Origin of the sequence: Lacticaseibacillus camelliae DSM 22697 = JCM 13995, from assembly GCF_001311195.1 — a bacterium.
GTDB classification, from domain to species: Bacteria; Bacillota; Bacilli; order Lactobacillales; family Lactobacillaceae; genus Lacticaseibacillus; species Lacticaseibacillus camelliae.
This window is the reverse complement of record NZ_BBAJ01000037.1, coordinates 1-22,302: the sequence shown is the minus strand read 5'-3', so window position 1 is coordinate 22,302 and position 22,302 is coordinate 1. Positions and strand designations below refer to the sequence as shown.

The window sequence follows — 22,302 nt, the reverse complement described above, 5'->3', positions numbered from 1 at the left end:
ATCGCCGCCCGTCATCAGAGCTGGGCGGATCTGTTTCCGCTGCTTCGCTACCGGCTGCAGACCGCCGACCTAGCCGCGTTGCGCGGCATCTACACGATGTCCGAGGGCCTCGAGTTTCGGCTGACTGAGCAGCTGGCGGCGGCCCCGGATTTTCACGCGTTCCTGCACCAGATCAAATCTAAGCGTTACACCTATGCGCGAATGCGGCGGCTTTGCCTGTATGTGGTCCTAAACCTGACCGCTGAGGCGATGGCGGATGCCCGGCAGCACCGCTTCCTGCACGTGCTTGGCTTCACTGCAGCCGGGCGAAAGTACCTGCACCAAGTGAAAAAAACGCTGCCGCTGCCACTAATCACCAAAGTGTCGGCGGCGATGCTGGCGCCTGGCGGCATCATGCAGTGGCAGCACCGCTGCGATCAGCTGATCGAAACGGTGACCCAAACGGCGCAGAATTACGGCCGCGTGCCGGTAATGCGAAAGGAGAATGACGCATGCTAAAATGGACACTCAGTGAACTAGCGAAGTATCGCAGCACCCCGCTGCATTTTCAGGAGACCTTGGACCTGAAGCAGCACTTGGTCGAGCGCGATCCGGAGATCCAAGACGTCACACCGATCGCAGTTGATGGTTACATCAGCTTCGATGACGGCGACTTGCTGGCTTCAGTGACGCTAAAGGGCGCCATGGTGATTCCGTCGACTCGCAGCCTGAAGCCGGTCGACTGGCCGCTGAATTTTACCTTCAGCGAGGTTTACATCACTGACCCCACGCACGAGGAAAAGTACGAGGAGGGGCAGTTGGTCCTTGAACTGGACGGCGACACGTTGGACATTCAAGCTGCGATCGAGGACCACATCTTGTTGTCGATCCCGATGCAGGTCCTGACCCCAGAGGAAGAAGAGGCTGGTGAAATGCCGAAAGGCGAGGACTGGACTGTGATGGGTGAGGATGATTACGTCCAGACCAAGACGGCGGACGAGCAACCTAACCCGGCCTTTGAGAAGCTGAAGGGGCTCTTTCCCGATGACTCGGATAAGCACTGACATCCGGTCCGGCTTTAATTGCCGGGCCTTTTTTTTGCTAATATTAGGCTGTATTGGTTTGCGATATAAATAAGCGGCGGGGTGACCCGTTCGTTTGGGAGGCAAAAACATGGAAACACCAACAATTGGCGTGATCGGCATGGCCGTCATGGGCAAGAACCTGGCTTTGAACATTGAAAGCCGCGGTTACACCGTCGCCATTTACAACCGGACTGGCTCAAAGACGAAGAAAGTCGTTGAGGACCACCCGGATAAGAAACTGGTGCCAAGTTACACAATTGAGGACTTTGTGAAGTCCCTGGAAAAGCCGCGCCGGATCTTGATGATGGTCAAGGCCGGTGCCGGCACCGACGCTGTGATCAAGCAGCTGCTGCCGCTGCTGGACAAGGGCGACGTCCTGATCGACGGGGGCAACACCTTCTTTGAGGACACGATGCGCCGCAGTGCGGAGCTCGACAAGTCTGGCATCAACTTCATCGGCATGGGCGTTTCCGGCGGCGAGCTGGGCGCACTGCGCGGCCCGTCCCTGATGCCGGGCGGTCAAAAAGAGGCCTACGACCTGGTTGCGCCGATTCTCGAACAGATCGCAGCCAAGGCGGACGAAGACGGCAAGCCTTGCGTCACTTACCTTGGGCCTAACGGTGCCGGTCACTATGTCAAGATGGTTCACAATGGCATCGAGTACGGCGACATGGAGCTGATTGCCGAATCCTACAACGTCATGCGCAACATGCTGGGGATGTCCGTTGATGAAATCGCCGGCGTCTTCAAAAAGTGGAGCGAAGGCGAGCTTTCTTCCTACCTGATCGACATCACTGCGGATATCTTGACCCGCAAGGATGATCTGGACTCCGGCAAGCCGATCGTTGACGTGATCCTCGACGCTGCCGGCAATAAGGCACTGGCAAGTGGTCATCACAAAGTGCCGCTGAACTGGGCGTGCCGCAGAGTGTGATCACCGAGTCCCTGTACGCACGCTACATCAGTGCGATGAAGGACGAGCGGGTCGAGGCCAGCAAGGTCCTGCCCAAGCCGGTCGCAACGTGAAGTTTGCCAACCGCGAAGAGACCATCGAGTTGATTCGCAAGGCGCTCTACTTCTCCAAGCTGATGAGTTACGCGCAGGGCTTCGAGCAGATGCGCGTGGCCTCCGAGCACTACGACTGGAACCTGCAGTACGGCGAACTGGCACAGATCTGGCGCGCCGGCTGCATCATCCGGGCCAAGTTCCTGCAGAACATCACCGATGCCTTCACCAAGCAGCCAGACCTGAAGAACCTGCTGCTCGACGATTACTTCAAGGACATCGCCAAGAACTATCAGGAGTCCGTCCGTGACTTGGTCGGCTTTGCCACCAAGGCTGGGGTGCCGGTTCCTGGGTTCATGGCCGCGATTTCTTACTACGATTCGTACCGCAGTGCGGTACTGCCGGCCAACATCATCCAGGCGCAGCGCGACTACTTTGGCGCACACACCTATGAGCGGACCGACCGTCCCGGGGTCTTCCATTACACGTGGTACACCGAACAGTAACAGATTTACTGACCCCGCCTTGGCGGGGTTTTTTTGTGGCCGAAAAATTGGCATAGACCCAAATTGCATTCATTAAAAATATAATATGCAGCATCACTATGGTATAGCCCAATGAGAGCGCTAACCAGTTTTAGAAGTTTCTCAGATTTATGAATGTTAAAACCTTATGTGATAGTTTTTCATGTGCCGATATGCTACAATCACAGCATAGAATTTGAAATGAGAAAATTGGCGATGGGCACCAGGTAAGATGAGAGTCTGCTTGGTTGGCACGAATCGAATAAGGAGCAGAATAATGAGCCGAATTTTAATTATTGAAGATGAGAAAAACCTCGCGCGGTTTGTTGAGCTGGAGCTGAAGCACGAAGGTTATGAGACGGCGGTGCATTTTAACGGCCGCACGGGGCTGGAAGCGGCCCTGAACGAGGACTGGGATGCGATCCTGCTGGACCTGATGCTGCCAGAGTTGAACGGGCTGGAAGTCTGCCGGCGCGTGCGCCAGGTCAAGAACACCCCGATCATCATGATGACCGCTCGTGATTCCGTGATCGACCGTGTTTCCGGACTTGACCACGGTGCCGATGATTACATCGTTAAGCCTTTTGCGATTGAGGAATTACTTGCGCGGTTGCGCGCGCTTTTGCGCCGGATCTCCATTGAAGGCGAGCACAACGCGGCCAAGCAGACGACCATCACGTACCGCGACCTGACGATTGAAAAGGAAAACCGGGTCGTGCGCCGCGGGGATGATATCATCGAACTGACCAAGCGCGAATACGAGTTGCTGCTCACCCTGATGGAGAACATTAACGTGGTGCTCGCGCGCGACGTGCTGTTGTCCAAGGTCTGGGGCTACAACTCGGACGTGGAAACAAACGTCGTTGACGTGTACGTTCGTTACATCCGCAACAAGATCGATCGGCCGGGCGAGCCGAGTTACATTCAGACGGTTCGGGGCACCGGCTACGTGATGCGGTCGTAATGTCTGCGCCAGCTACTCCTAAATCGAAACGGCGGCTGCCCCTTGGATTCAAGTGGACAGCCGTTGTTGCAGCCGGCATTTTCTCCACGTTCATTGTTCTTTCGCTGATTCTCGTGGCGCTCATGCGTCAGGTGCTGATCAGCCAAGAGCAGGGCGAGGTGAAGGAGACCCTGAGTGCCGTCGAACAGCGACTGGCCCCAGCCGCACAAAATTTGACGACAGAGACGGTCTTGCCGCGCATTGAAGCCGATAATCGGCCGGTGCCCCCGGCCGGCGGTGGCACCGGTCAGGCCCAAACCAGTGTCTTCAACGATTCCGTCGTCCAGCGGATCGCGCGCGATGACATGTCGCTGGCGGTTTACGACCGCGATGGCCATAAGCTGTACACGTCGCGTGATAGCGACGAGCCGCTGACGCGCGTGTCAGCCAGTGTCATTAAGATGACCAGTAACGGGCGCTTTGAGGGCATGATTGCCCGCGCGCCGATCACGTCGAGTCAAAATGGCAAGCGGATCGGCTACGTGCAGATCACGGACCACATGACCGCCTTTTACGCGACCATGCAGCGCATTTGGGAGCTGGTCGGTGCGCTGGCGGCGGCCGCCTTGCTGGTCTCCATGGCGCTGGGCTTCTTCTTGGCGTCGCGGTTCCTCAAGCGATTCGCTCGATTACCAAGACCATTAACCAGATCAATGAAGAGCCGCAAAGCAGTGCGCGCATTCCTTCGCTGCACCGTAATGATGAACTGTCCGACTTGGTGGACGAATTTAACGACATGTTGGATCGCATCCAGCGGTTCATCGACCAGCAGGGCGAGTTCACCCAGGACGTGTCGCATGAGCTGCGGACGCCGGTTGCCGTGCTCGAAGGTCACCTGCAGCTGCTGAACCGGTGGGGTAAGGATGACCCGAGGTGCTCAATGAGTCACTGGCGGCGAGCCTGCAGGAAGTGCAGCGGATGAAGAGCTTGATCCAGGAAATGCTGGAGCTGACCCGTGCGGATGCCGTTGATGTCCAGTTTCCCAATGCGACCGTGGATATCTGCGAAGTGATTGAGCAAGTTGTCAACGACATGCGGATGATCCATCCCGACTTTGCCATCACGCTCGATAACGACCTGGAAGGGCCAGTCTACGTGCGCATGTACCGGAACCACTTGGAGCAGATCCTGATCATTTTGCTGGATAACGGGGTCAAGTACTCGACCAAGCGCAAGGAGCTGCACGTTTCTGCTGCGCTGGATTCTGATGGCGTGGCGCTGGCGGTCCAAGACTTCGGTGAAGGCATCGCCCCCAAGGACCGGGAGCGGGTCTTCAACCGCTTCTACCGGGTCGATAAGGCCCGTAGCCGAGAAAAAGGGGGCAACGGTCTGGGGCTGTCGATTGCCCAACAGCTGATTGAGAATTATCACGGGACCATTTCGGTGGACTCGGCGCTGGGCTCAGGCTCGGTGTTTCGCATTCAGCTGCCGACCATCACGGCTGAGGCTGCGACCCGGCTTCAGGCGCAAGAAGCCGCGCGCACCCAGGATGCGCAAAGCAGCACCGAAATCAACAGCAATCTTTGAGGTTAGCCGTCGCGAGCAGTTCGCGGCGGCTGTTTTTTTTCAGGCAAATTGGTTGACATCCTGAGGCAAGTCGGGCAAAATGGCCATTATGTTAATGGCATTGACATTCATGGCTGTTAACAAAACTATTTTTTGGGGAAGTGGCTATTTGTGCTATCAGTCAAAAAAACATGCACGATTTATCACTTTGATCGGGCTCGTCGTGGCGATCCCGCTGTTGTTGCTCTTTATTGCACTGCATTTTGTCAATTACGAGCAGGCGAACACCACGCGGCACATCAAGGTCGCGGTCGTTGATCAAGATCAGCCGGCCAAATTTCAAGGCGTAGCGGTTCACGCCGGCCGGGACGTCACGCAGAAGCTGCGGGAAAATCACGACGTGGACTGGCAGTTTGTTTCCGCTAAAACGGCGCGCAGTGGGCTGGCCAAGGGCACCTATCTCATGGCGGTGACCCTGCCGCAAGACTTTTCTGCGAATGTGACGACCGCGCTCAGTCCCGCACCAAAGCACAGCACACTGAAAGTGGCGCTGTCGCCGCACAACAATTTTGCCTCTCACCTCATCAACACGACGGTGGTGACAAAGTTGCAGTCGCAGGTCGTGCAGAATGTGCAGCAAGCGTATGACGGGGCGGCGCTGACGGCACTGAACTCGCTGGGCGACGGGGTCAGTCAGGCCCACGCCGCCACAGCGCAACTGGCTGACGGCTCCGGCCAAGTCCAGGACGGCTGGTTCAACTCACCGCCAACAACCAGAAACTGACCAGTGGGGCAACGCAGGTTCAAGGCGCCATCGGCAAGCTGGTCGCTGGCAACGCGCAACTGCTGGCCGGCAATCGGCAGGTGACAAGCGGTGCCACGACGCTTGCCAATAGCCTGCAACAGGCGGCCGCGGAGATCCAGCAGCAGCTGAGCGCCGGCGCACCGGACCTGGCGCGGCTGGACCAGGCCCTGACGACCCTGACCAATGGGGTCAATGCGCTAGCCGCTGGCGTCAACGCGCCGGCAATGGTGACCTTGAACACCAATATTTCGACCAATGCGAAAAAGCTGGGAACCGATGCGTCTGCGATGCAGTCGGCGCTGGTCGCGATGAACGGTCAGCTGTTTGATAAGACCAACAGCAAATCCACCGCGGCTCAGTTGGCAAGCGCCGGCGCGAACTTCACCACCGCGGGCGACACGTTAAAGCAGTTGCAAAGCCAGCTGATGAAAGAACCCGCCGTGCTGGCGCTGGCGGCGAAGAATCCGGCACTCCTGCAGGAACTGCTGACGATTCAAAAAAACCATGACGGCAGGCGGCGCAGCGCTGCAGGGCGCCGGCGATTCGCTGGCCCAAGGTGGGGCGTCTGCGACGAAGTTAAAGGTGGCGCTGACTGACACTGGCGCCACGCTGCCGAAACTGGGTAACGACCTGACGACGCTCAGCGGCAAGATGACTGACCTGAAAAACGGGGTCAACCAGCTTGCAAACAAAAAGCAAGGCGCACCGGCCTTGGCTGTTGGCGTTCGCCAGGCCATTGGCACGCTGCAAGGCGGTCTGAAGACGGTCCAAGCTGGTCTTACCCGCACCGGCAACACGCCTAGCACGATGGGCGCAGTTCAAGGCGCCGGCCAGCTGGCAAACGGTTCTGGACAGGTGCAAAGCGGGCTTGATCAGGTGCATTCCGGGTTGCAACAGGTGTACACCGGCCTAGCCGGCACGGCTCAAAATCCTGGCCTGATTGCTGGGCTCACCCAGTACACAGATGGAACCGCCAAGCTGGCCGATGGGAATCAGCAGGTGCCGATGGCATGAGCAAGCTGAACGTGAAGCTGGGCAGTGGCGCCGGCCAAGTCGTCAACCTGAGCACCGGCAAGGCCAACGTGGCGCAGTTTGTCACCCCGGTCGCGACGCAGACCGCCAGCGATCCGCTGGCAATGCCGTTGGCCAACGTTCTGGCGCCGCTGGTGCTGCTGATGGTCAGCTTCATTGCCTCCTTGCTGACAGAGCTGGGCTTCGGCCGATACTCCAAGAGCTTCGCGGCGCAAAAATTGATCACCCGGATTGGGGTCGTTGGCCTCACGGTGGCCCTGCAGGCCGTTGGCATTGCACTCGTGGCCACGGGGCTGGGCGTTTCGATCACGCACCCGTTTACCTTGTTCCTGACGCTGCTGTCTTCAGGGGCGATCTTCACCATGATCATTTTTGCTTTCGATCGGTTCCTGGGCACCCTGGGCGTGCTTGCAACCCTCGCGATTCTGTTCGTTCAGCTGATTGTCTCCGGTGGGCTGCTGCCCAACGCGATGCTCTCTGGCTTCTATCAGGTAGTCGCGCACCTGGTGCCAGGCACCTATCTGATTGATCTGCTGAACCAAAGCCTGAATGGACTTCAGACCGGCAGTGTGCTGGATGTTCTCGCGCTTGTGCTCTTCGCTGTCCTCTTTGGTGCGCTGCTTTGGGCACCGCGTCACGCCAAGACACCCTCAGATGTGGTAGAGTAAAGTTAACAACATTTTGAGGAGGGCTTTTTGTGGCGGAGCGAGACTTGTTGGATGATTACATCGATGTGTACCTTTCCGGGTTCAAGTACGTCAGCGAACTTGTCTCGGTGCCGACCATGACCTATCACTTGTCCTTTGAACAGTTCTTGATCATGCGCGACGTGGCGGCAGGCAAACGGCTGTCACTGTCCGAGGTGGCTAAGCACCGGCACGTGACCCGCGCGGCAATTTCTCGTCAGCTCAAGTCCCTGCTGGAGGCCGTACATCATCCAGACCCCGGACCCGAAAGACCGGCGTCGTCTGTACCTTGACCTGACCGCTAGCGGCGAACAGGTGACGCTGAAAATCAACCAGGCGATCCACAAGCGCTTTTATGGCTGGGTCCAGGTGATTGGCGAAAAGGATGCGCGCGAGCTGCTGCGCATCATGCGCCGCGTGAGCGATGAAGTGATCAAAAAACGACCGGTCCTCAGACTGAGTCAGCAATCAATGACGTCCCGGTGCAGCGTACCTGCCCCGGGACGTTTTGCGTCTCGAGGCCCCAGATGGGTGTCCGCAAGCGCAAAAAAATCCCCCAGCCAAAGCTGGGGGAGTCTGTCACTTAATGATCATCGCGGTGGTGCCGCTGCTTACCGGCGTTTCGGTTCTGTTTCGCCGTTGACGCTGGCGCCGGTTGGTCGTCGCCGGTCAGTTCAGCCACGGTCGTTGTCGTTTCGGTTTCCGGGGCTTGTTCATCGAAGGTGTGCTCGTCAACCACGATGACTGGTGGATTTTCGGCAATTTCAGCATCCATCCGCTTGCGGATGTTCGGCGTGATGATGTAAGTCACGATTGCCTGCTGGATCAGGACAATGATCCCACCGGCAAGGAAGTACAGCCCCAGGCCGGCGTTGTAAAACATACAGAAGAAGAACGTCATGATCGGGTTCAGCATGGCCGAGGTCTGCATCTGCTTGCGCTGCGCTTTCGGATACGCTTGCAGCATGATCATGCTTTGGGCAAAGTAGAGTAGCGTCGCGGCAATGGTGATCACCATGCTCGACTGGCCCAGGGCGATGCCGAAGAACTTGGAGCTGGAGATTTCAGGCGAGTAGGCGACCGCCTGGTACAGGCCAGAAAAGATCGGCAGCTGGATCAGCATCGTCAAACAGCCCATTGACGGGATCATTGACGTGCCGTTCTTCTTGTAGACTTCCTGCATCATCGCGTTGAGCCGCAGCGTTTCTTCCTGAGTGATGCCAGGCTTTTTCATCTGCTTTTGGATGATGTCCAATTGCGGCTTCAGGACACGCTGCTTTTCCTGCGACTCGGTCATGTTCTTCTGCTGGTTCAGCATTAGCGGGAGCAGGATCAGCCGCACCGCCAGTGTGATGACGATGATGGCGATACCGAAACCCGAGGCCGTTGACCCCCCGAAGAAGCCGGCGATCCAAACCATCAAGTGCTGAAGCGGTTTGCCGATCACGTTATAGAAGGCGCCGAAGAAACCAGTTGGCGGCTTCATTTGTGACGTTGTGGCTTGCCGTTTGCAGGCGGCCAAGAAAAGTGGGATCAGGCTACACCGCTGAGGGCGAGCCACCGTTTGGTTTTGTGCATGAGTGAATTCCTTCCTAAACTTACTGCCGACTATCTTACTTGACCGCTAGTCGGCTTTCAACCAGTAACTCTGAACTTGTCATACGCCGGGATCGGGTCGAGCAGTTTTTCTTCATAAGAAGTGACTTTGCCGCTCGGCGTCGGGCTGGCCTTGACGGCGGCAGTGAAACGGGCCATCTCAGCCGGCGTACCGACCGCCTCGATGTAGACCGAGCCGTCCGCGTTGTTCTCGACTTTGCCCACGATGTGCAGCTGCTGGGCCACCATCTGCGTCATCCAGCGGAAGCCAACGCCTTGGACGCGGCCGTTGACCGTGATGCTTTTGGCAATTTTAACCATAGTATCCCCTCCGCAAAGTAAGATATCTCTATTAGTTTAGCATAAAAGGCGGGCCGGATATGTTAGACTTAAGCCCGAGGAGGATGATCATGGAATATATCTCATCTGCAAAAAAACGACCACATTAAGGCCGCCAAGAAACTGACGGTCAAAAAAATATCAAAAACAAGCCGGGGCTTACCTGCTGGAAGGGTGGCACTTGGTGCAAGAGGCCATCAACGCGGGTCAGCAGCCGCGGCGTATTTACGCGACCGAAAAATTCCTGAACGAGCGGGAGCTCAAGCCGTTTTACGACCAGACCACCGAAATCTCCCCGGACGTTGCCAAGCACCTGGCGGAAACCGAAACGCCGCAGGGCATTTTTGCGGTGCTACCCCTGGAAGAAGACAAACTGAGCGAGCCGCTGAGTGGCCAGTACCTGCTGCTGGACGCGATTCAAGATCCCGGCAATGTTGGCACCCTGGTGCGGACGGCTGATGCGGCGGGCGTTAAAACCGTCGTGTTTGGCGGCGGCACCGCCGATCCGTTTAACCCGAAAGTCCTGCGTGCGATGCAGGGCAGTCAGTTCCATGTCAAGATTGTGTCTACGCCTTTGCCGCGCTTGGTCGAGAACCTGAAGAAAGCCGGCATTCCAGTTTACGGTTCCGAGCTGAACGATGCGGCCAAGCCTTATCGGGAGGTCGCGCCCAGTGATCAGTTCGCGCTGATCGTGGGCAACGAAGGCAACGGCATGAGCCAGGACCTGCTTGCCGCGACTGACCAGAACTTGTACATTCCAATCAAGGGCGCGCGGAATCTTTGAACGTCGCCATCGCCGCGGCGGTCATCCTGTTTCACCTGACCGCTTAAGAATGGGTTAATGCGCGCAATTTCCTTTTGGGACCTGTTATAATATAAGTGTGTTGGACAACAACACCATTATGGCGAGCGAAAAGGGGCCACTGAATGAGTCATCAAAAATGGTCGGACGATCAGGAGTATTTGAGCTACGTGCAGGATCTGCTGGATCAGCCGGCGGTGCAAAAGCTGGCGAACTACACGCAGCATCACCACTCGACGCGTCTTGATCACAGCATCAGTGTTTCTTACCGCAGCTACCTACTGGGTAAGAAATGGCATCTGAACGTTCGTGCTTGGCACGAGCCGGTCTGTTGCACGACTTGTTCTACTACGACTGGCGGGTGACGAAGTTTTCACTGGGCACGCATGCCTATGTGCACCCGCGGATTGCTTTGCGCAATGCAGAGAAACTCACCGACTTGTCCGCAATGGAAAAAGACATCATCATCAAGCACATGTGGGGGGCGACCCTCGGCATGCCGAAATACAAGGAAACTGTGGTGGTGTCCCTAGTCGATGATTACGCCGCGGTGGATGAATACTTGATGCCCCAGTTGCACAAACTCGCGCATCCGTTTCACCGTTTAGAACACGCACATGAATAGGGAAGTCCGGCGCGCTCCGGGCTTCTTTTTTTGTGGTCGCGCCTGGCGAGTAAAAAAACTTGTAATTGATGGTAGATGGGTTATACTAATACTATCAATTTGTAAGCGTGAAAATACATATGAGGTGATTACATGGGAGAACAGGTAGCGGTGAAAGAGCCGAGTAAATCTGACTTAAGTTTGTGTCCGAAATTTACTCAGACCTTTGTCATTTTGGGTAAGAAATGGAACGGGCTGATTTTGGAGACTCTGCTTGAGCACGGGCCTTCCCGGTTCAAGGTCATCGCCGGCACCATCAAGAAGTGCTCCGACCGTGTCCTGGTTGAGCGCCTGAAGGAACTGGAGAGCCAGGGCCTGGTCGATCGGATCACGCATCCTGATTCCAGCCTGATCGAGTACGCGCTGACCGCCAAAGGCGCGGCGCTTTCGCCAGTCATGGCGGCAGCGCACACCTGGGGCGACACCTGGATCTCTGACGCTGAGTGCCAAAATTAACGCCGCGGTTTTCGGCGCACCTTGACGAATCGCAGTTTTTTGCTACACTTGAAGCATATATGACGCAAATACAGTGAGAGAAGCGCGAACCGGCGGCCCAGTCAGGAAAGGTGTTCAGTGACTGAAAGACACCGCAACGGCCAAAGGTTGGTTTTCACTTCTTGAGTAGACAGTCGAAAGGCTGCTCCGGTCCTGCCGTTATGAAGTTGAGTGCATGCCTATTTGGCGTGAACAAGGGTGGTACCGCGACGCTTCGTCCCTTTTAGGGGGCGAGGCGTTTTTGTATGCCCAGGTAGATAATCGGGCGGGGCCTCGCCGAGCGCGACTAGGCCCCGCCAACCCATTAACCAGTAGTGACAGTGTTTGAAACGATTTGAAGGAGGATAATCATGGATCTTAAAACCAGGCTGGAACAGCTTCGGAGAGAGAACCAAAAGCGCATCAAGGACACCAATGACTTGGACGCACTGAATCAGATCCGCGTGAACCTGCTTGGGAAGAAAGGCCCAATCACGGAAGTTTTGCGCGGCATGAAGGACCTGAAGCCGGAAGAGCGGCCCAAGGTGGGGGCTTACGCCAACGAGATCAAGGCGGATCTGCAGGAAAACCTGCAAAACCGCAAAGACGCGCTTGAGCAGGCCGCGCTCACGGCCAAACTGGCAACAGAGACCATCGATGTCACGCTGCCAGGCGATCAGGTTGTCCAAGGCACACCGCATATTATCGACCAAATCATGGACGACATTGAGGAATTCTTTATCGGCCAGGGGTACCAAGTTGTGGACGGGCCCGAAGTCGAAGAAGATCACTACAACTTTGAAATGATGAACATCCCCAAGGACCATCCGGCCCGCGACATGCAAGACACCTTTTACATCGATGATCAGTTGCTGATGCGGTCTCAGACCAGTCCGGTCCAGGCCCGCACGCTTGAGGTGCACGACTTTAGCAAGGGTCCGCTGAAAATGATCAGCCCGGGCCGCGTTTACCGCCGCGACACGATGATGCGACGCACTCTCACCAGTTCAACCAGATCGAGGGCTTGGTGATCGACAAGCACATCACCATGGCCGACTTGAAGGGCACGCTGCTTGCGCTGGCCCAGCACGTCTTCGGTAAGGATCGGCAGATTCGGCTACGGCCGAGTTACTTCCCGTTCACCGAACCCAGCGTTGAAGTTGATGTGTCCTGCTTCCGGTGCAACGGCAAGGGCTGCGCGATCTGCAAGTACAGCGGCTGGATTGAGGTGCTCGGCGCCGGCATGGTGCACCCGAACGTGCTGACGAACGCCGGCGTTGACGCCGACGTGTACGGCGGCTTTGCGTTTGGCCTGGGCCCGGATCGGTTTGCCATGCTCAAGTACGGCATCGACGACATCCGGAGCTTTTACCAAGGCGACGTCCGGTTCCTGTCACAGTTCAAGGAGGAGGGTTAAGCAATGAATGTTTCTTATGATTGGTTGAAAGAACTGGTCGACGTGCCCGCCACTCCCGAAGAATTGATGGACAAGGTGTCCCGGACCGGGATCGAAGTCGACTCCGTCTCGCGGATGGCAGACGGTCTGAAAAAGGTCGTGGTCGGCCGCGTGGTCACTTTGAAGATGCATCCGGATTCTGACCACCTGCGTGTGGCCATGGTCGACACCGGCGACGATGAGCCGCGGCAAATCGTTTGCGGCGCCCCCAACATTGAGCAAGGCCAAACGGTCATTGTGGCGCTGCCTGGTGCCCGGATCGGCGATAACGTCAAAATCAAGCGCGGCAAAATGCGCGGGGTCGAATCCGACGGCATGATCTGTGCGCTGCAGGAGCTCGGTTTTTCCAACGACATTGCGCCCAAGGCCTACGACGCCGGCATTTATGTCTTCGACCAGCCGCTTGAGCCAGGCAGCAACGCGCTCAAGGCGCTGGGCATGGAAGACGCTGTGCTGGACTTCGAAATCACGCCTAACCGCGCTGATGCGCTCGGCATGCGCGGCGTGGCCTGGGAAGTCGGCGCGACCTACGGCAACAAGCCGCACTTTGAGGACAAGCCAGTCGTTGAGACCGGCAAGCCGGTCGCGGACTATCTGAGTGCTCAGGTGGCCGACGAAAAGGATGCGCCGTCCTACCAGATGCGCGTTGTGGACAACATCACCATTAAGGACAGCCCGCTATGGCTGCAGCGGCGCCTGTGGAATGCAGGCATTCGCCCTATTAACAACATTGTCGACGTCACCAACCTGATCATGCTTGGCTACGGTCAGCCTCTTCACGCGTTTGACTACGCCAAGCTGGGCAGCAAGCAGATCTTGGTGCGGCGGGCCACTCAGGGTGAGCCACTGACGACGCTGGACGGGAATGCGCATGAGCTGACCCCGGACGACATTGTCATCACTAACGGCAGAAGCCAATCGCTTTGGCCGGGGTGATGGGCGGTTTGAACTCGGAAATCACTCGTGGGACCACCACGGTGGCCATCGAGGCCGCGATGTTTGCGCGCACGCCGATCCGCAAGACGGCGCTGCGTTACAACCTTCGCTCGGAGGCATCGTCCCGCTTCGAAAAGGGCATCGACGTTGGCAGCATCAACAAGGCGCTCGATGAGGCCGCCCGGCTGATGGCCGAACTCGGCGGTGGCGAAGTGGCCACTGGGACGATCAGCGCCAGCCACGTTGACCCTGAACCGGTGGAGGTTGACATTTCACTGGACCGCATCAACCACATCCTTGGGACTGACCTGGATGCCGACACTGTGACTGGCCTGTTCGACCGCCTGGGTTTTGGCGTTTCAGAAGCGGATGGCTTGTTCTCTGTACTGGTGCCAACGCGGCGCTGGGACATTCACATCGAGGCGGACCTGATCGAAGAAGTGGCCCGCCTGTACGGCTTTGACAACCTGCCAAGCACGCTGCCGACAACCACCATGACGGTGGGTGAATTCACCGCGAGCCAGGCACGCCGCAAGCGCAGTCGCAAGCTGCTGGAAGGCCTGGGGCTGACCCAGATCATCTCGTACGCGCTGACGACGCCGGCCAAGGCCAAAGCATTTGCTCTGGAGACCTGCGAAGAGACGCACGTGGCCTTCCCAATGACGGAAGACCACCAGACGCTCCGGCGCAACCTAGTTTCCGGCTTGGTGGACGCGGTGGCCTACAACGTCGCGCGCAAGCAAACCGACCTCGCACTGTATGAGCAGGGCCGCATTTTCCCTCGCAGTGCGGGCCACACTCGGCCGCAGGAAGTCGAGTACATCGCCGGTGCTTTGAGCGGCAATGTGATTCAGGCCGGCTGGCACCAGCAGGCCAAACCCGTTGATTTTTATTACGTGAAGGGCATCGTTGACAGTCTGATTGCGGACTACCGGCTGGCCGGGCACGTTGAGTACCAGGCGCTGGTCGATGAGCCGGCGCTGCATCCGGGGCAAAGTGCCAAGCTGGTGCTCGATGGTGAAGTGATTGGCCTGATTGGGCGGTTGCACCCACAGTTTGAACGGACGCAAAAGATCAACGAAACGTTTGTGTTCGAACTGAACTTGGACGCGCTACTATCCGCCACGCGCACGACGATGACCGCTGTGCCGGCGCCGAAGTTCCCGGCGGTCACGCGCGACATTGCGATTCAAGTGACACGCAACATCACGAACGCCGAGATTCAGGCCGTGATCACCAATAACGGGGGTAAGTTCCTGCGCGACGCCCACCTGTTCGACGTATACAGTGGCAAGAAGCTGGCGCCGGGGCTGAAGAGTCTGGCCTACACGCTGACTTACCAGCGCAAGGACGCCACCCTCACTGACGACGAGGTCAACAAGGCCTTCGACAAGGTGGAAGCGGCACTGAAGTCGGAGCTTGGTGCGGTCATTCGTTAAATCCCGGTTACATTCTTGTAGTGAAGGCGAAAACCTGTCGCATTTTGCGGCGGGCTTTTGTATAATTCACTTAGTTTTCGGGCGTAAGCCGCTGCGATGAAGCAGCCCGGTTCTGGGCTGTTTTTTTGTTGCGTGAGGCCAGACTGCTTTGGCCGAGCGTCCGGATTGGAGGAGAAACGTGGATCAACAGCCAAGTTCCAACCAGAGAAGGCGCCGCGATCAGCAAGTCGAGGCGGCTTCCAAGCACGTGGTCCGCTGGGTGATCGGGGTGGGGCTCACCCTCCTGATCCTAGCCGCTTTGATGGCCGGGGTGTTCGTGCACTCAGCACTGCAGCCCACGGATGTGAACGCGAAAGCACCCATTGTGGTGACGGTCAAAAGCGGTGAGACGACAGACGAAATCGGGGCCGTGCTGCAGCAAAAAGGCTGATCAAGTCGGCCACAGTGTTCAAGTTTTATGTGAAGTTCCACAACGTGCCCAGCTATGAGGCCGGCCAGTACAGCTTCACCAAGGCAAACACCATGCAGGAGATGCTGGACACCCTGCGCGGCGGCAGCAGCACCACCGGCATTGGCACGGTGCTGGTCAAGGAAGGCGAAGGCGCTGAGGACGTGGCGGCTGCGGCGGCCAAACTGCGCAAGAAGGACCCGAAGCTGAGCCGCGCCAACTTCATGGCGGCGCTCAAGGACGAAGCTTTCTTCAAGCGCCTGCAGCAGGCATACCCACAGCTGCTGGGCAGTGCCGCGAAGGCCAAAGGCGTGCGCTACCGTCTGGAAGGGTACCTCTTCCCAGCGACTTACACCGTGACCGAAAACCAGTCCGCGGAGGCGCTGATCGCGCAGATGGTGGCCAAGACGAATGCGGTGATGACGCCGTACATGGCCACCATTCAAAAGCAAAAGCTCAGCGTGCAGGAGGTCCTCACCCTGGCCAGTCTGGTCGAGCGTGAAGGCGTCACCGATACGGACCGCGGTAAAATTGCCGGTGTCTTCTTTAACCGCCTTGACGCGGGGATGCCGCTGCAAACAGACGTCGCGGTCATGTACGCACTCAACACACACAAGACGCACCTGAGCAACAAGGATACCAGCGTGGATTCGCCGTATAACCTGTATCGTAACAAGGGTTATGGACCGGGGCCGGTCAACTCGCCTTCGGAGTCGGCCATCAAGGCAGTTTTGGCGCCGCTTCAGCGCTCGGCCGACTACCTGTACTTCGTGGCCAATCTGAAACTGGTGAGATTCGCTACGCCCGCACGCTGGCGGAGCAAAATGTGAACACGGCGGCGTTTGCCGCGGACAACGGGCAGGGGGCCAAGTGATGAAGCAAAAACCAATTGTGATTGGGGTCACCGGCGGCTCTGCGAGCGGCAAGACCAGTGTCTCCCGGGCCATCTTCGACCAATTTTCCGGCCACTCGCTTCTGCTCCTGGCGCAGGACGCCTATTACAAGAAAAGCGACCTGCCGTTTGAGCAGCGCCGGAAGATCAATTACGACAACCCACTGGCCTTTGATACGCCGCTGCTCCATGATCAGCTTGAAGCGCTGATCGAAGGTCACGCCATCGACCGGCCGGTGTACGATTATAAGATCCACAATCGCGCCGAAGAAGTTGTGCACATGGAACCCAAGGACGTTATTATTGTTGAAGGCATCCTGATCCTGGCCGACGAAGAACTGCGCAAGTTGATGGACATTAAGGTGTACGTCGACACGGATGATGACATTCGCGTGATTCGCCGCATTCGCCGCGACATGCGCGAGCGCGGCCGGTCGCTGGATGACATCATCGACCAGTACTTGAAAACAGTGAAACCGTCTTACCACCAGTTCATCGAGCCGACCAAGCGCTACGCCGATATTGTGGTACCAGAAGGGGGCCACAACGCAGTGGCCATCGATTTGCTCACCACCAAGATCCGAGCGATCTTGCTGCGCGCGGCCTGAGCGAGTGAATTGACAAATCCGCTAAATCCGTTACTATCAGCTTAGACAAAAGAATTGAGGAAAAAATATGGCAGACAAAACATATCCAATGACCAGTGAGGGCAAGAAAAAACTTGAGGACGAGCTGGAACGGCTGAAGACCGTCGAACGCCCGAAGGTGGTCCAGCGCATTAAGGTCGCCCGTGGCTTCGGCGACCTGTCCGAAAACTCGGAATACAGTGCGGCCAAGGACGAGCAGGCCACGCTTGAGACGCGAATCGTTCAAGTGCAGACCATGCTTCACTACGCCGAGATCATCGATTCCAACGAAGTGCCACAGGATGAGGTATCCCTGGGTAAGAAGGTCACGTTCGTGGAGGACGGCGACGACGAAGAAGAGACTTATGAAATCGTTGGCGAGGCTGAAGCAGACGCGTTCAATGGCAAGATTTCAAACGATAGTCCCATTGTGCAGGGCCTGATTGGCAAAAAGGTCGGCGACGAGGTCTCCATTGCCACCCCAGGCGGTTCCATGAAGGTCAAGATCGTCAAAGTTGAAGGGTAAACCCTCATTTTAAGTGCGGCGACGCACTTTTTTTTTGCTCAAATCGGCCTCGGGGCGGACTGCCGGGGCAAGAATATTGAGTATACTGAAGGGAAACAGAGGAGGTGGCACCGTGAAGCGACGCTGGCAATTATTTTGGATCATTGAGATTGCACTGACGATGGTGTTGGGCTATCAAATCGTGACCAACCCGGCCAGCTGGATCGGTGTTGTCACTGGGCTGGTCGCGCTGTTCATCGGTATCAAGGGGCATTTCTGGCGCAGTTTCTGGCTGGTGATCGGCGGGGTGCTGCTCGCGGTCGGGATTTTTATCAACCCGATGGTGTGGCTGATTTTGTTTGTGGGGTTGGTCGGCGCCTTGTTTGCCCTTTCCGGCAAGCATGGCGGTCGGCTGCCTTGGCAGCAGAAGCATTACACCGCCGTTCACGTGGTTGCGCCGACGCCCAAAAGCGGGACCACGACCCGGCATCCCTGGTTTGGGGATGCGACCATTGGGAGTTCGACCTACGAGTGGGACGATATCAACTTGACGGTCGCCGCTGGGGACACCATCATCGACTTGGGCAACACACTGCTGCCAGAGGGTGATTCCACCATTGTCGTGCGCAAAGGGGTCGGCAAGACGCGGATCCTGGTGCCGATTGGAGTCGGGGTCATGGTCGATCACTCGGCGTTGGCCGGGGTGTTGTCAGTTGACGGTGCAGAATGCGGCCTGCATAACCAAACGGTGCGGCAGTACAGCGATGATTACGACACGGCCACGAGGCGGGTGCACATCCTCACCAATGTCTTGATCGGTGATTTGGAGGTGCTCTCAGTATGAGGTTGAAGCAGATGAGCTGGACGTTTGCGACGCTCACGCTGGCGACTGGGGCCCTGGAGCTCGGGCTGGTCTTTCTGGTGAGCGTGGCGGCTGGCGGGCAATTTTTGACGCTGCTTTTCACCCAGGCCATGGGCATGCCGCTGTCGGCGTTTCTCATCACCGGTGCGGTGCTGATTGGTTTGATTGCGACCACGCTGCTGTCGGCCATTGATCAGTACCAGCACCGGCAGTTGACGCGGCGGCTGACCCAGCTGGTGGCCGGGCAAACGGATGCGCCGGTCCTGGCGCGGCAAAGCCAGGCCAAAGCCGCACTGGGCGAAGACGTTGCCGGTGAGCTTGAAGCGTTGCGGCAAAAAATGATACGCTTACAGCAGGAAATCGAACGGTATTCCAACGCGCCGGTGGTCCTTGACGGCCAAACGAAGGAGCAGATCCTGACTGAGGAGCGGCATCGTCTGGCGCGGGAGCTGCACGATTCCGTGTCTCAGCAGCTATTTGCTGCGATGATGATGCTGTCGGCGCTGCGCAGCGTGGTGGACCGCGATAATCCGGACGCACCGGAAGCCAAGCAAATCGAAACCATCGAAGGCGTGATCAACGAGGCGCAGTCCGAAATGCGGGCCTTGTTGCTGCACCTGCGGCCGACCAACCTGGCGGGCAAATCGCTCAAAGAGGGCATTATCAGCCTGCTTCAGGAGCTGCAAACCAAGATCAAAATCGCTATTTCCTGGGACCTGCAGGATATTCATTTGTCTCGCGGCAGTGAGGACAACCTTTTTCGCATTGTCCAGGAGCTACTGTCGAACACCCTGCGGCACGCGAAGGCCAAGCACTTGGAAGTGTACCTGAAGCAGGTCGAAGCCACTGTGGTGCTGCGGGTGGTGGATGATGGCGTCGGGTTCGACCCGAAGACAGAAAATACGACCGGCAGCTACGGGCTGTCGAACATCTCGGAACGCGCGGCCGCCATTGGGGGGACCGCCAAGGTGATCAGCGTGCCCAAGCAGGGCACCAGCGTTGAGATCCGCGTGCCGTTAACAAAGGAAGAAGCTCATGATTAAAGTATTGATCGTAGATGATCACGAAATGGTGCGCCTGGGAGTCTCCACGTACCTCGGCGTGCAAGATGACATTGAAGTCGTCGGTGAGGCCGCTGATGGCAAAGAAGGTTTGGATAAGGCGTTGGCGCTGCGGCCCGATGTCATTTTGATGGATCTAGTCATGCCGAACATGGACGGCATCGAGTCGACCAAGCGGATTTTAGCCGCTTGGCCAGAGGCTCGGATCATCATCCTGACCTCGTTCATCGACGACGAAAAGGTGTACCCGGCAATCGAGGCGGGGGCGGCCAGTTACATCCTGAAAACGGCGACGGCGGAAGAAATTGCCGCGGCGATCCGCAAAACCGCGGCCGGCGATTCCGCACTGGACCCGCAGGTGACCACCAAGATGATGAACCGCCTGACCAAGAAGCAGGAGCCGGAGCTGGCGGATGAGTTGACGAACCGCGAGCGGGAGGTGCTCATGCTGATCGCGCAGGGTAAGTCCAATCAGGAAATCGCAGATGAGCTGTTCATCACGCTGAAAACGGTGAAGACGCATGTCTCGAACATTCTGGCCAAGCTGGAAGTCGAGGACCGCACCCAGGCCGCGATTTATGCGTTTAAGCACGGATTGGTCAAGCAAAACGGTGAAGAAAATAATTGATCCGTTGTTTCCCGCGATCACACGAAAAATGCGTTGCTCAGGTTGTCAATGAGCAGCGCATTTTTAACGTCTTGAACGCAGCCGGCCCGGGTCAACGAGTTTGCCGCGAGGCGGGAACCGGACCCAGAGCAGCGTCAGCGCAAGCGCGAAAACGCTGATCAGCACCCCTGGCCAGAAGTACGGCGGGGTGTAAGCCATGGTGATGGTGTGTTCGCCCTTGCTCAGCGGAATCGCCATCAGAAAGCCCAAGGCCTTGCTTGGCTGGACCGCTTTGCCGTCCACTTTGGCGTGCCAGCCGGCTGCGTAAGGAATCGAAGTCATCAGGACCTGATGCTTCTTTGTCGCTGTGGCTTCTGCAGTCAGGCTGCGGTCACCGCGCTTGGTCAGGTGCCAAGAATTGGCCTTCAGCGCGTTGAGGCGGACGGCCGTGGCCGACATGTCCAGGGTGAACAGGCGAAGCTCCCCGAAGTCGGCGGAATCCTTGTTCAGCGTGAAGGTCAGGGTCTGCTTTTTTTCCAGGGGCGCTTGGGGTCACATTCAGTAGCTCGCGGTCGCGGAAGGTGTCGTAAATTGGCACGTTGCGGCCGTTTTGCGTCAGGCTGACCAGGTTATCCGTGAAGTTCGCACCGATTTGCAGATAATACGGATCTGTCGTTTTCGCCGTGAAGGTGTAGGTGACCGTGGTCTGCTTAGCCACCGGCTTTTTCGTCACAATATTACCTGCCGCACTGCCGCCCTTCACGACCATGGGGCTGAGCGCAGCCGCCGCAAACAGGGTCGGTGCGCTTGAGTCCCCAGTCAGCCCGGCCATGATGCGCTCCTGATTGATCACCGGTTCTGAGGCCATCAGCTTGGTGTTTAGAATTTTGTTGGAGGAAACAAAGCCCAGGCCCAACGCGTAAGGATTATCATATAGCGTAAAAGCTTTAGTTTGGCCAATTTGGTTGTAGTTGAAAAGGTCAGGTCTTGCGGACACTTGCGGCAAAAAGGTATTCAGCGGCGCATCCAGGCGCGGCGTGATGAACCCCTTCAGGTCCAGCAGCGCATCGGTGATCACGGTGCCGTCGGTATAGGCGACAAAGCCGTCGCCTGCGCTTTGCCCAATTGCCCCAAAGAAGCGCGGCGCGGCCGGCTCCATCATCGAGGTGAACTGATCAGTGCCAGGTAGCCGACCTGCATGGGGTCATTTTTCGAGCGCAGGGTGGTTTTCCCAATGCGGTCGTTTTCACCGATGTGCGCCTGCGTCGCGCTGATGCCGTCGCGCAGCGCCTCCGTGTAGGTGTGGTAATCGGAGTGGCTGATGTAGGACAGCTGGTTCAGGGTGAGCACGGCGTTGCTGCCGGCATCGACCACCATCAGGAGGCCGACACCGATGGCAAACGCGCGGCGGCCCTCCGAAAGCATCGCTAAGCCCACGAGGGCCAGCGCATCAAGGACGATAGTCAAACAAATGGTATTGGTCGTCAGGTAGGCGTACTGCGCGCGGCGCAGAAAGACGGTCAGATCCAGCGCAGCGAAGACGCTCACGCTGAGCAGCAGCTGAGGCACGGTGATGCCGTTTGGCCGCAGCCGCAGCGCGCGCCAGGCCAGCGCCATCAGCCAAAAACAGACGACAAACGAGAAGCGGTAAGGGTACCAAACGGGGTACTGCATGCCGTGCCACAGCAGGTCCAGCGGGGACCAGCTGAGCGACACCGCCAGAAAGGCTGAAAACACGAGCGCGTAAAGTTTTTCCTGCCACCGGATCTCCTTAGTGAAGAAGTACAGCAGGAATCCAATCAGCGCGACGCTGCCGACAAAAATGTTTGCCTGGCCGGATGGCATCTGGCCGTATGAAAAGGACCCGGCGAAAAACTTGCCGAGCTGCTGCAGCGGCGTGGTTTCGAAGTGCGTCCAGCGGATGTGCGTTTCCGTGTAGGTGCCCTTGCTTTGACCCAGCTGAAACAGCG

Annotated in this window: 16 protein-coding genes and 9 pseudogenes; 21 read left to right on the top strand and 4 right to left on the bottom strand. The window is 57.5% G+C overall.

What is annotated here, in order from left to right; all coding sequences use genetic code 11:
* The 10 genes and pseudogenes from JCM13995_RS08095 to JCM13995_RS15240 all read left to right on the top strand — a co-directional run.
* Window positions 1-498 (top strand): nucleotidyltransferase family protein (locus tag JCM13995_RS08095; protein ID WP_173581559.1); only part of this gene is annotated, 498 nt, incomplete at its 5' end.
* Window positions 492-1,043 (top strand): YceD family protein, encoded by a 552-nt coding sequence (locus JCM13995_RS08090; protein WP_054664420.1) that lies wholly within the window; start codon window positions 492-494, stop codon window positions 1,041-1,043. The genes JCM13995_RS08095 and JCM13995_RS08090, both read left to right, overlap by 7 nt.
* A gap of 109 nt (window positions 1,044-1,152) precedes the next feature.
* Window positions 1,153-2,575, top strand: a pseudogene (gnd, locus tag JCM13995_RS08085) (NADP-dependent phosphogluconate dehydrogenase).
* Between the two features lie 295 nt (window positions 2,576-2,870).
* The gene (locus JCM13995_RS08080) at window positions 2,871-3,557 is read left to right on the top strand and encodes a response regulator transcription factor (RefSeq protein WP_054664417.1); all 687 of its coding nucleotides are present in this window, start codon (window positions 2,871-2,873) and stop codon (window positions 3,555-3,557) included.
* Window positions 3,557-5,123, top strand: a pseudogene (locus tag JCM13995_RS17715) (HAMP domain-containing sensor histidine kinase). The gene JCM13995_RS08080 and the pseudogene JCM13995_RS17715 overlap by 1 nt, the downstream one beginning before the upstream one ends.
* Before the next feature lie 187 nt (window positions 5,124-5,310).
* The gene (locus JCM13995_RS08070; protein WP_162230926.1) at window positions 5,311-5,886 is read left to right on the top strand and encodes a YhgE/Pip family protein; all 576 of its coding nucleotides are present in this window, start codon (window positions 5,311-5,313) and stop codon (window positions 5,884-5,886) included.
* A gap of 80 nt (window positions 5,887-5,966) precedes the next feature.
* Window positions 5,967-6,503: a hypothetical protein gene (locus JCM13995_RS08065; RefSeq protein WP_054664410.1), complete on the top strand. Its 537-nt coding sequence runs from the start codon at window positions 5,967-5,969 to the stop codon at window positions 6,501-6,503.
* Window positions 6,490-6,921, top strand: coding sequence for a hypothetical protein (locus JCM13995_RS08060; protein ID WP_054664407.1), 432 nt, complete (start codon window positions 6,490-6,492; stop codon window positions 6,919-6,921). Before JCM13995_RS08065 ends, JCM13995_RS08060 begins: the two co-directional genes overlap by 14 nt.
* On the top strand, window positions 6,918-7,607 hold the full coding sequence (locus JCM13995_RS08055) for an ABC-2 transporter permease (protein ID WP_054664403.1): 690 nt from the start codon (window positions 6,918-6,920) through the stop codon (window positions 7,605-7,607). The genes JCM13995_RS08060 and JCM13995_RS08055 overlap by 4 nt, the downstream gene beginning before the upstream one ends.
* Window positions 7,608-7,636: 29 nt before the next feature.
* A complete protein-coding gene (locus JCM13995_RS15240) occupies window positions 7,637-7,918 on the top strand; it encodes a helix-turn-helix domain-containing protein (protein WP_175576332.1) in 282 nt (93 codons plus the stop codon).
* A 290-nt stretch (window positions 7,919-8,208) separates the two neighbouring features.
* Here the strand turns inward: JCM13995_RS15240 and yidC are convergent.
* Both yidC and JCM13995_RS08040 read right to left on the bottom strand, forming a co-directional pair.
* Window positions 8,209-9,203 (bottom strand): annotated as a pseudogene (gene yidC, locus JCM13995_RS08045) (membrane protein insertase YidC).
* A gap of 57 nt (window positions 9,204-9,260) precedes the next feature.
* On the bottom strand, window positions 9,261-9,542 hold the full coding sequence (locus JCM13995_RS08040; protein ID WP_054664397.1) for an acylphosphatase: 282 nt from the start codon (window positions 9,540-9,542) through the stop codon (window positions 9,261-9,263).
* Between the two features lie 89 nt (window positions 9,543-9,631).
* On the opposite strand from JCM13995_RS08040, the pseudogene JCM13995_RS08035 reads away from it, so the two are divergent.
* The 11 genes and pseudogenes from JCM13995_RS08035 to JCM13995_RS07985 all read left to right on the top strand — a co-directional run bounded on the left by JCM13995_RS08035 (window position 9,632) and on the right by JCM13995_RS07985 (window position 20,353).
* Window positions 9,632-10,391: pseudogene (locus JCM13995_RS08035) on the top strand (TrmH family RNA methyltransferase).
* A 96-nt stretch (window positions 10,392-10,487) separates the two neighbouring features.
* A pseudogene (locus JCM13995_RS08030) lies at window positions 10,488-10,987 on the top strand (HD domain-containing protein).
* Window positions 10,988-11,119: 132 nt separating this feature from the next.
* Complete coding sequence (locus tag JCM13995_RS08025) at window positions 11,120-11,482, top strand: winged helix-turn-helix transcriptional regulator (RefSeq protein ID WP_054664394.1); 363 nt, start codon at window positions 11,120-11,122, stop codon at window positions 11,480-11,482.
* A 389-nt stretch (window positions 11,483-11,871) separates the two neighbouring features.
* Window positions 11,872-12,917: pseudogene (pheS, locus tag JCM13995_RS08020) on the top strand (phenylalanine--tRNA ligase subunit alpha).
* 3 nt (window positions 12,918-12,920) lie between these two features.
* Window positions 12,921-15,331, top strand: a pseudogene (gene pheT, locus JCM13995_RS08015) (phenylalanine--tRNA ligase subunit beta).
* A gap of 178 nt (window positions 15,332-15,509) precedes the next feature.
* Window positions 15,510-16,653 (top strand): annotated as a pseudogene (gene mltG, locus JCM13995_RS08010) (endolytic transglycosylase MltG).
* On the top strand, window positions 16,653-17,279 hold the full coding sequence (udk, locus tag JCM13995_RS08005) for a uridine kinase (RefSeq protein ID WP_439645209.1): 627 nt from the start codon (window positions 16,653-16,655) through the stop codon (window positions 17,277-17,279). Before mltG ends, udk begins: the two are co-directional and overlap by 1 nt.
* Window positions 17,280-17,346: 67 nt before the next feature.
* Window positions 17,347-17,823: a transcription elongation factor GreA gene (gene greA / locus JCM13995_RS08000; protein WP_054664388.1), complete on the top strand. Its 477-nt coding sequence runs from the start codon at window positions 17,347-17,349 to the stop codon at window positions 17,821-17,823.
* Between the two features lie 112 nt (window positions 17,824-17,935).
* Entirely contained in the window at window positions 17,936-18,646 is a 711-nt protein-coding gene (liaF, locus tag JCM13995_RS07995) for a cell wall-active antibiotics response protein LiaF (protein WP_225350795.1), read from the top strand.
* Window positions 18,643-19,707 (top strand): sensor histidine kinase, encoded by a 1,065-nt coding sequence (locus JCM13995_RS07990; protein WP_054664383.1) that lies wholly within the window; start codon window positions 18,643-18,645, stop codon window positions 19,705-19,707. Before liaF ends, JCM13995_RS07990 begins: the two co-directional genes overlap by 4 nt.
* Window positions 19,700-20,353: a response regulator gene (locus JCM13995_RS07985; RefSeq protein ID WP_054664380.1), complete on the top strand. Its 654-nt coding sequence runs from the start codon at window positions 19,700-19,702 to the stop codon at window positions 20,351-20,353. Before JCM13995_RS07990 ends, JCM13995_RS07985 begins: the two co-directional genes overlap by 8 nt.
* A 63-nt stretch (window positions 20,354-20,416) precedes the next feature.
* Here the strand turns inward: JCM13995_RS07985 and JCM13995_RS16985 are convergent, their stop codons facing one another.
* Window positions 20,417-20,806 carry a YfhO family protein gene (locus JCM13995_RS16985; protein ID WP_263849621.1) on the bottom strand — a complete coding sequence of 130 codons (390 nt, stop codon included), beginning with the start codon at window positions 20,804-20,806 and terminating at the stop codon, window positions 20,417-20,419.
* Window positions 20,724-22,255, bottom strand: a pseudogene (locus JCM13995_RS16020) (YfhO family protein). The gene JCM13995_RS16985 and the pseudogene JCM13995_RS16020 overlap by 83 nt, the downstream one beginning before the upstream one ends.
* Between the last annotated feature and the right edge of the window lie 47 nt (window positions 22,256-22,302).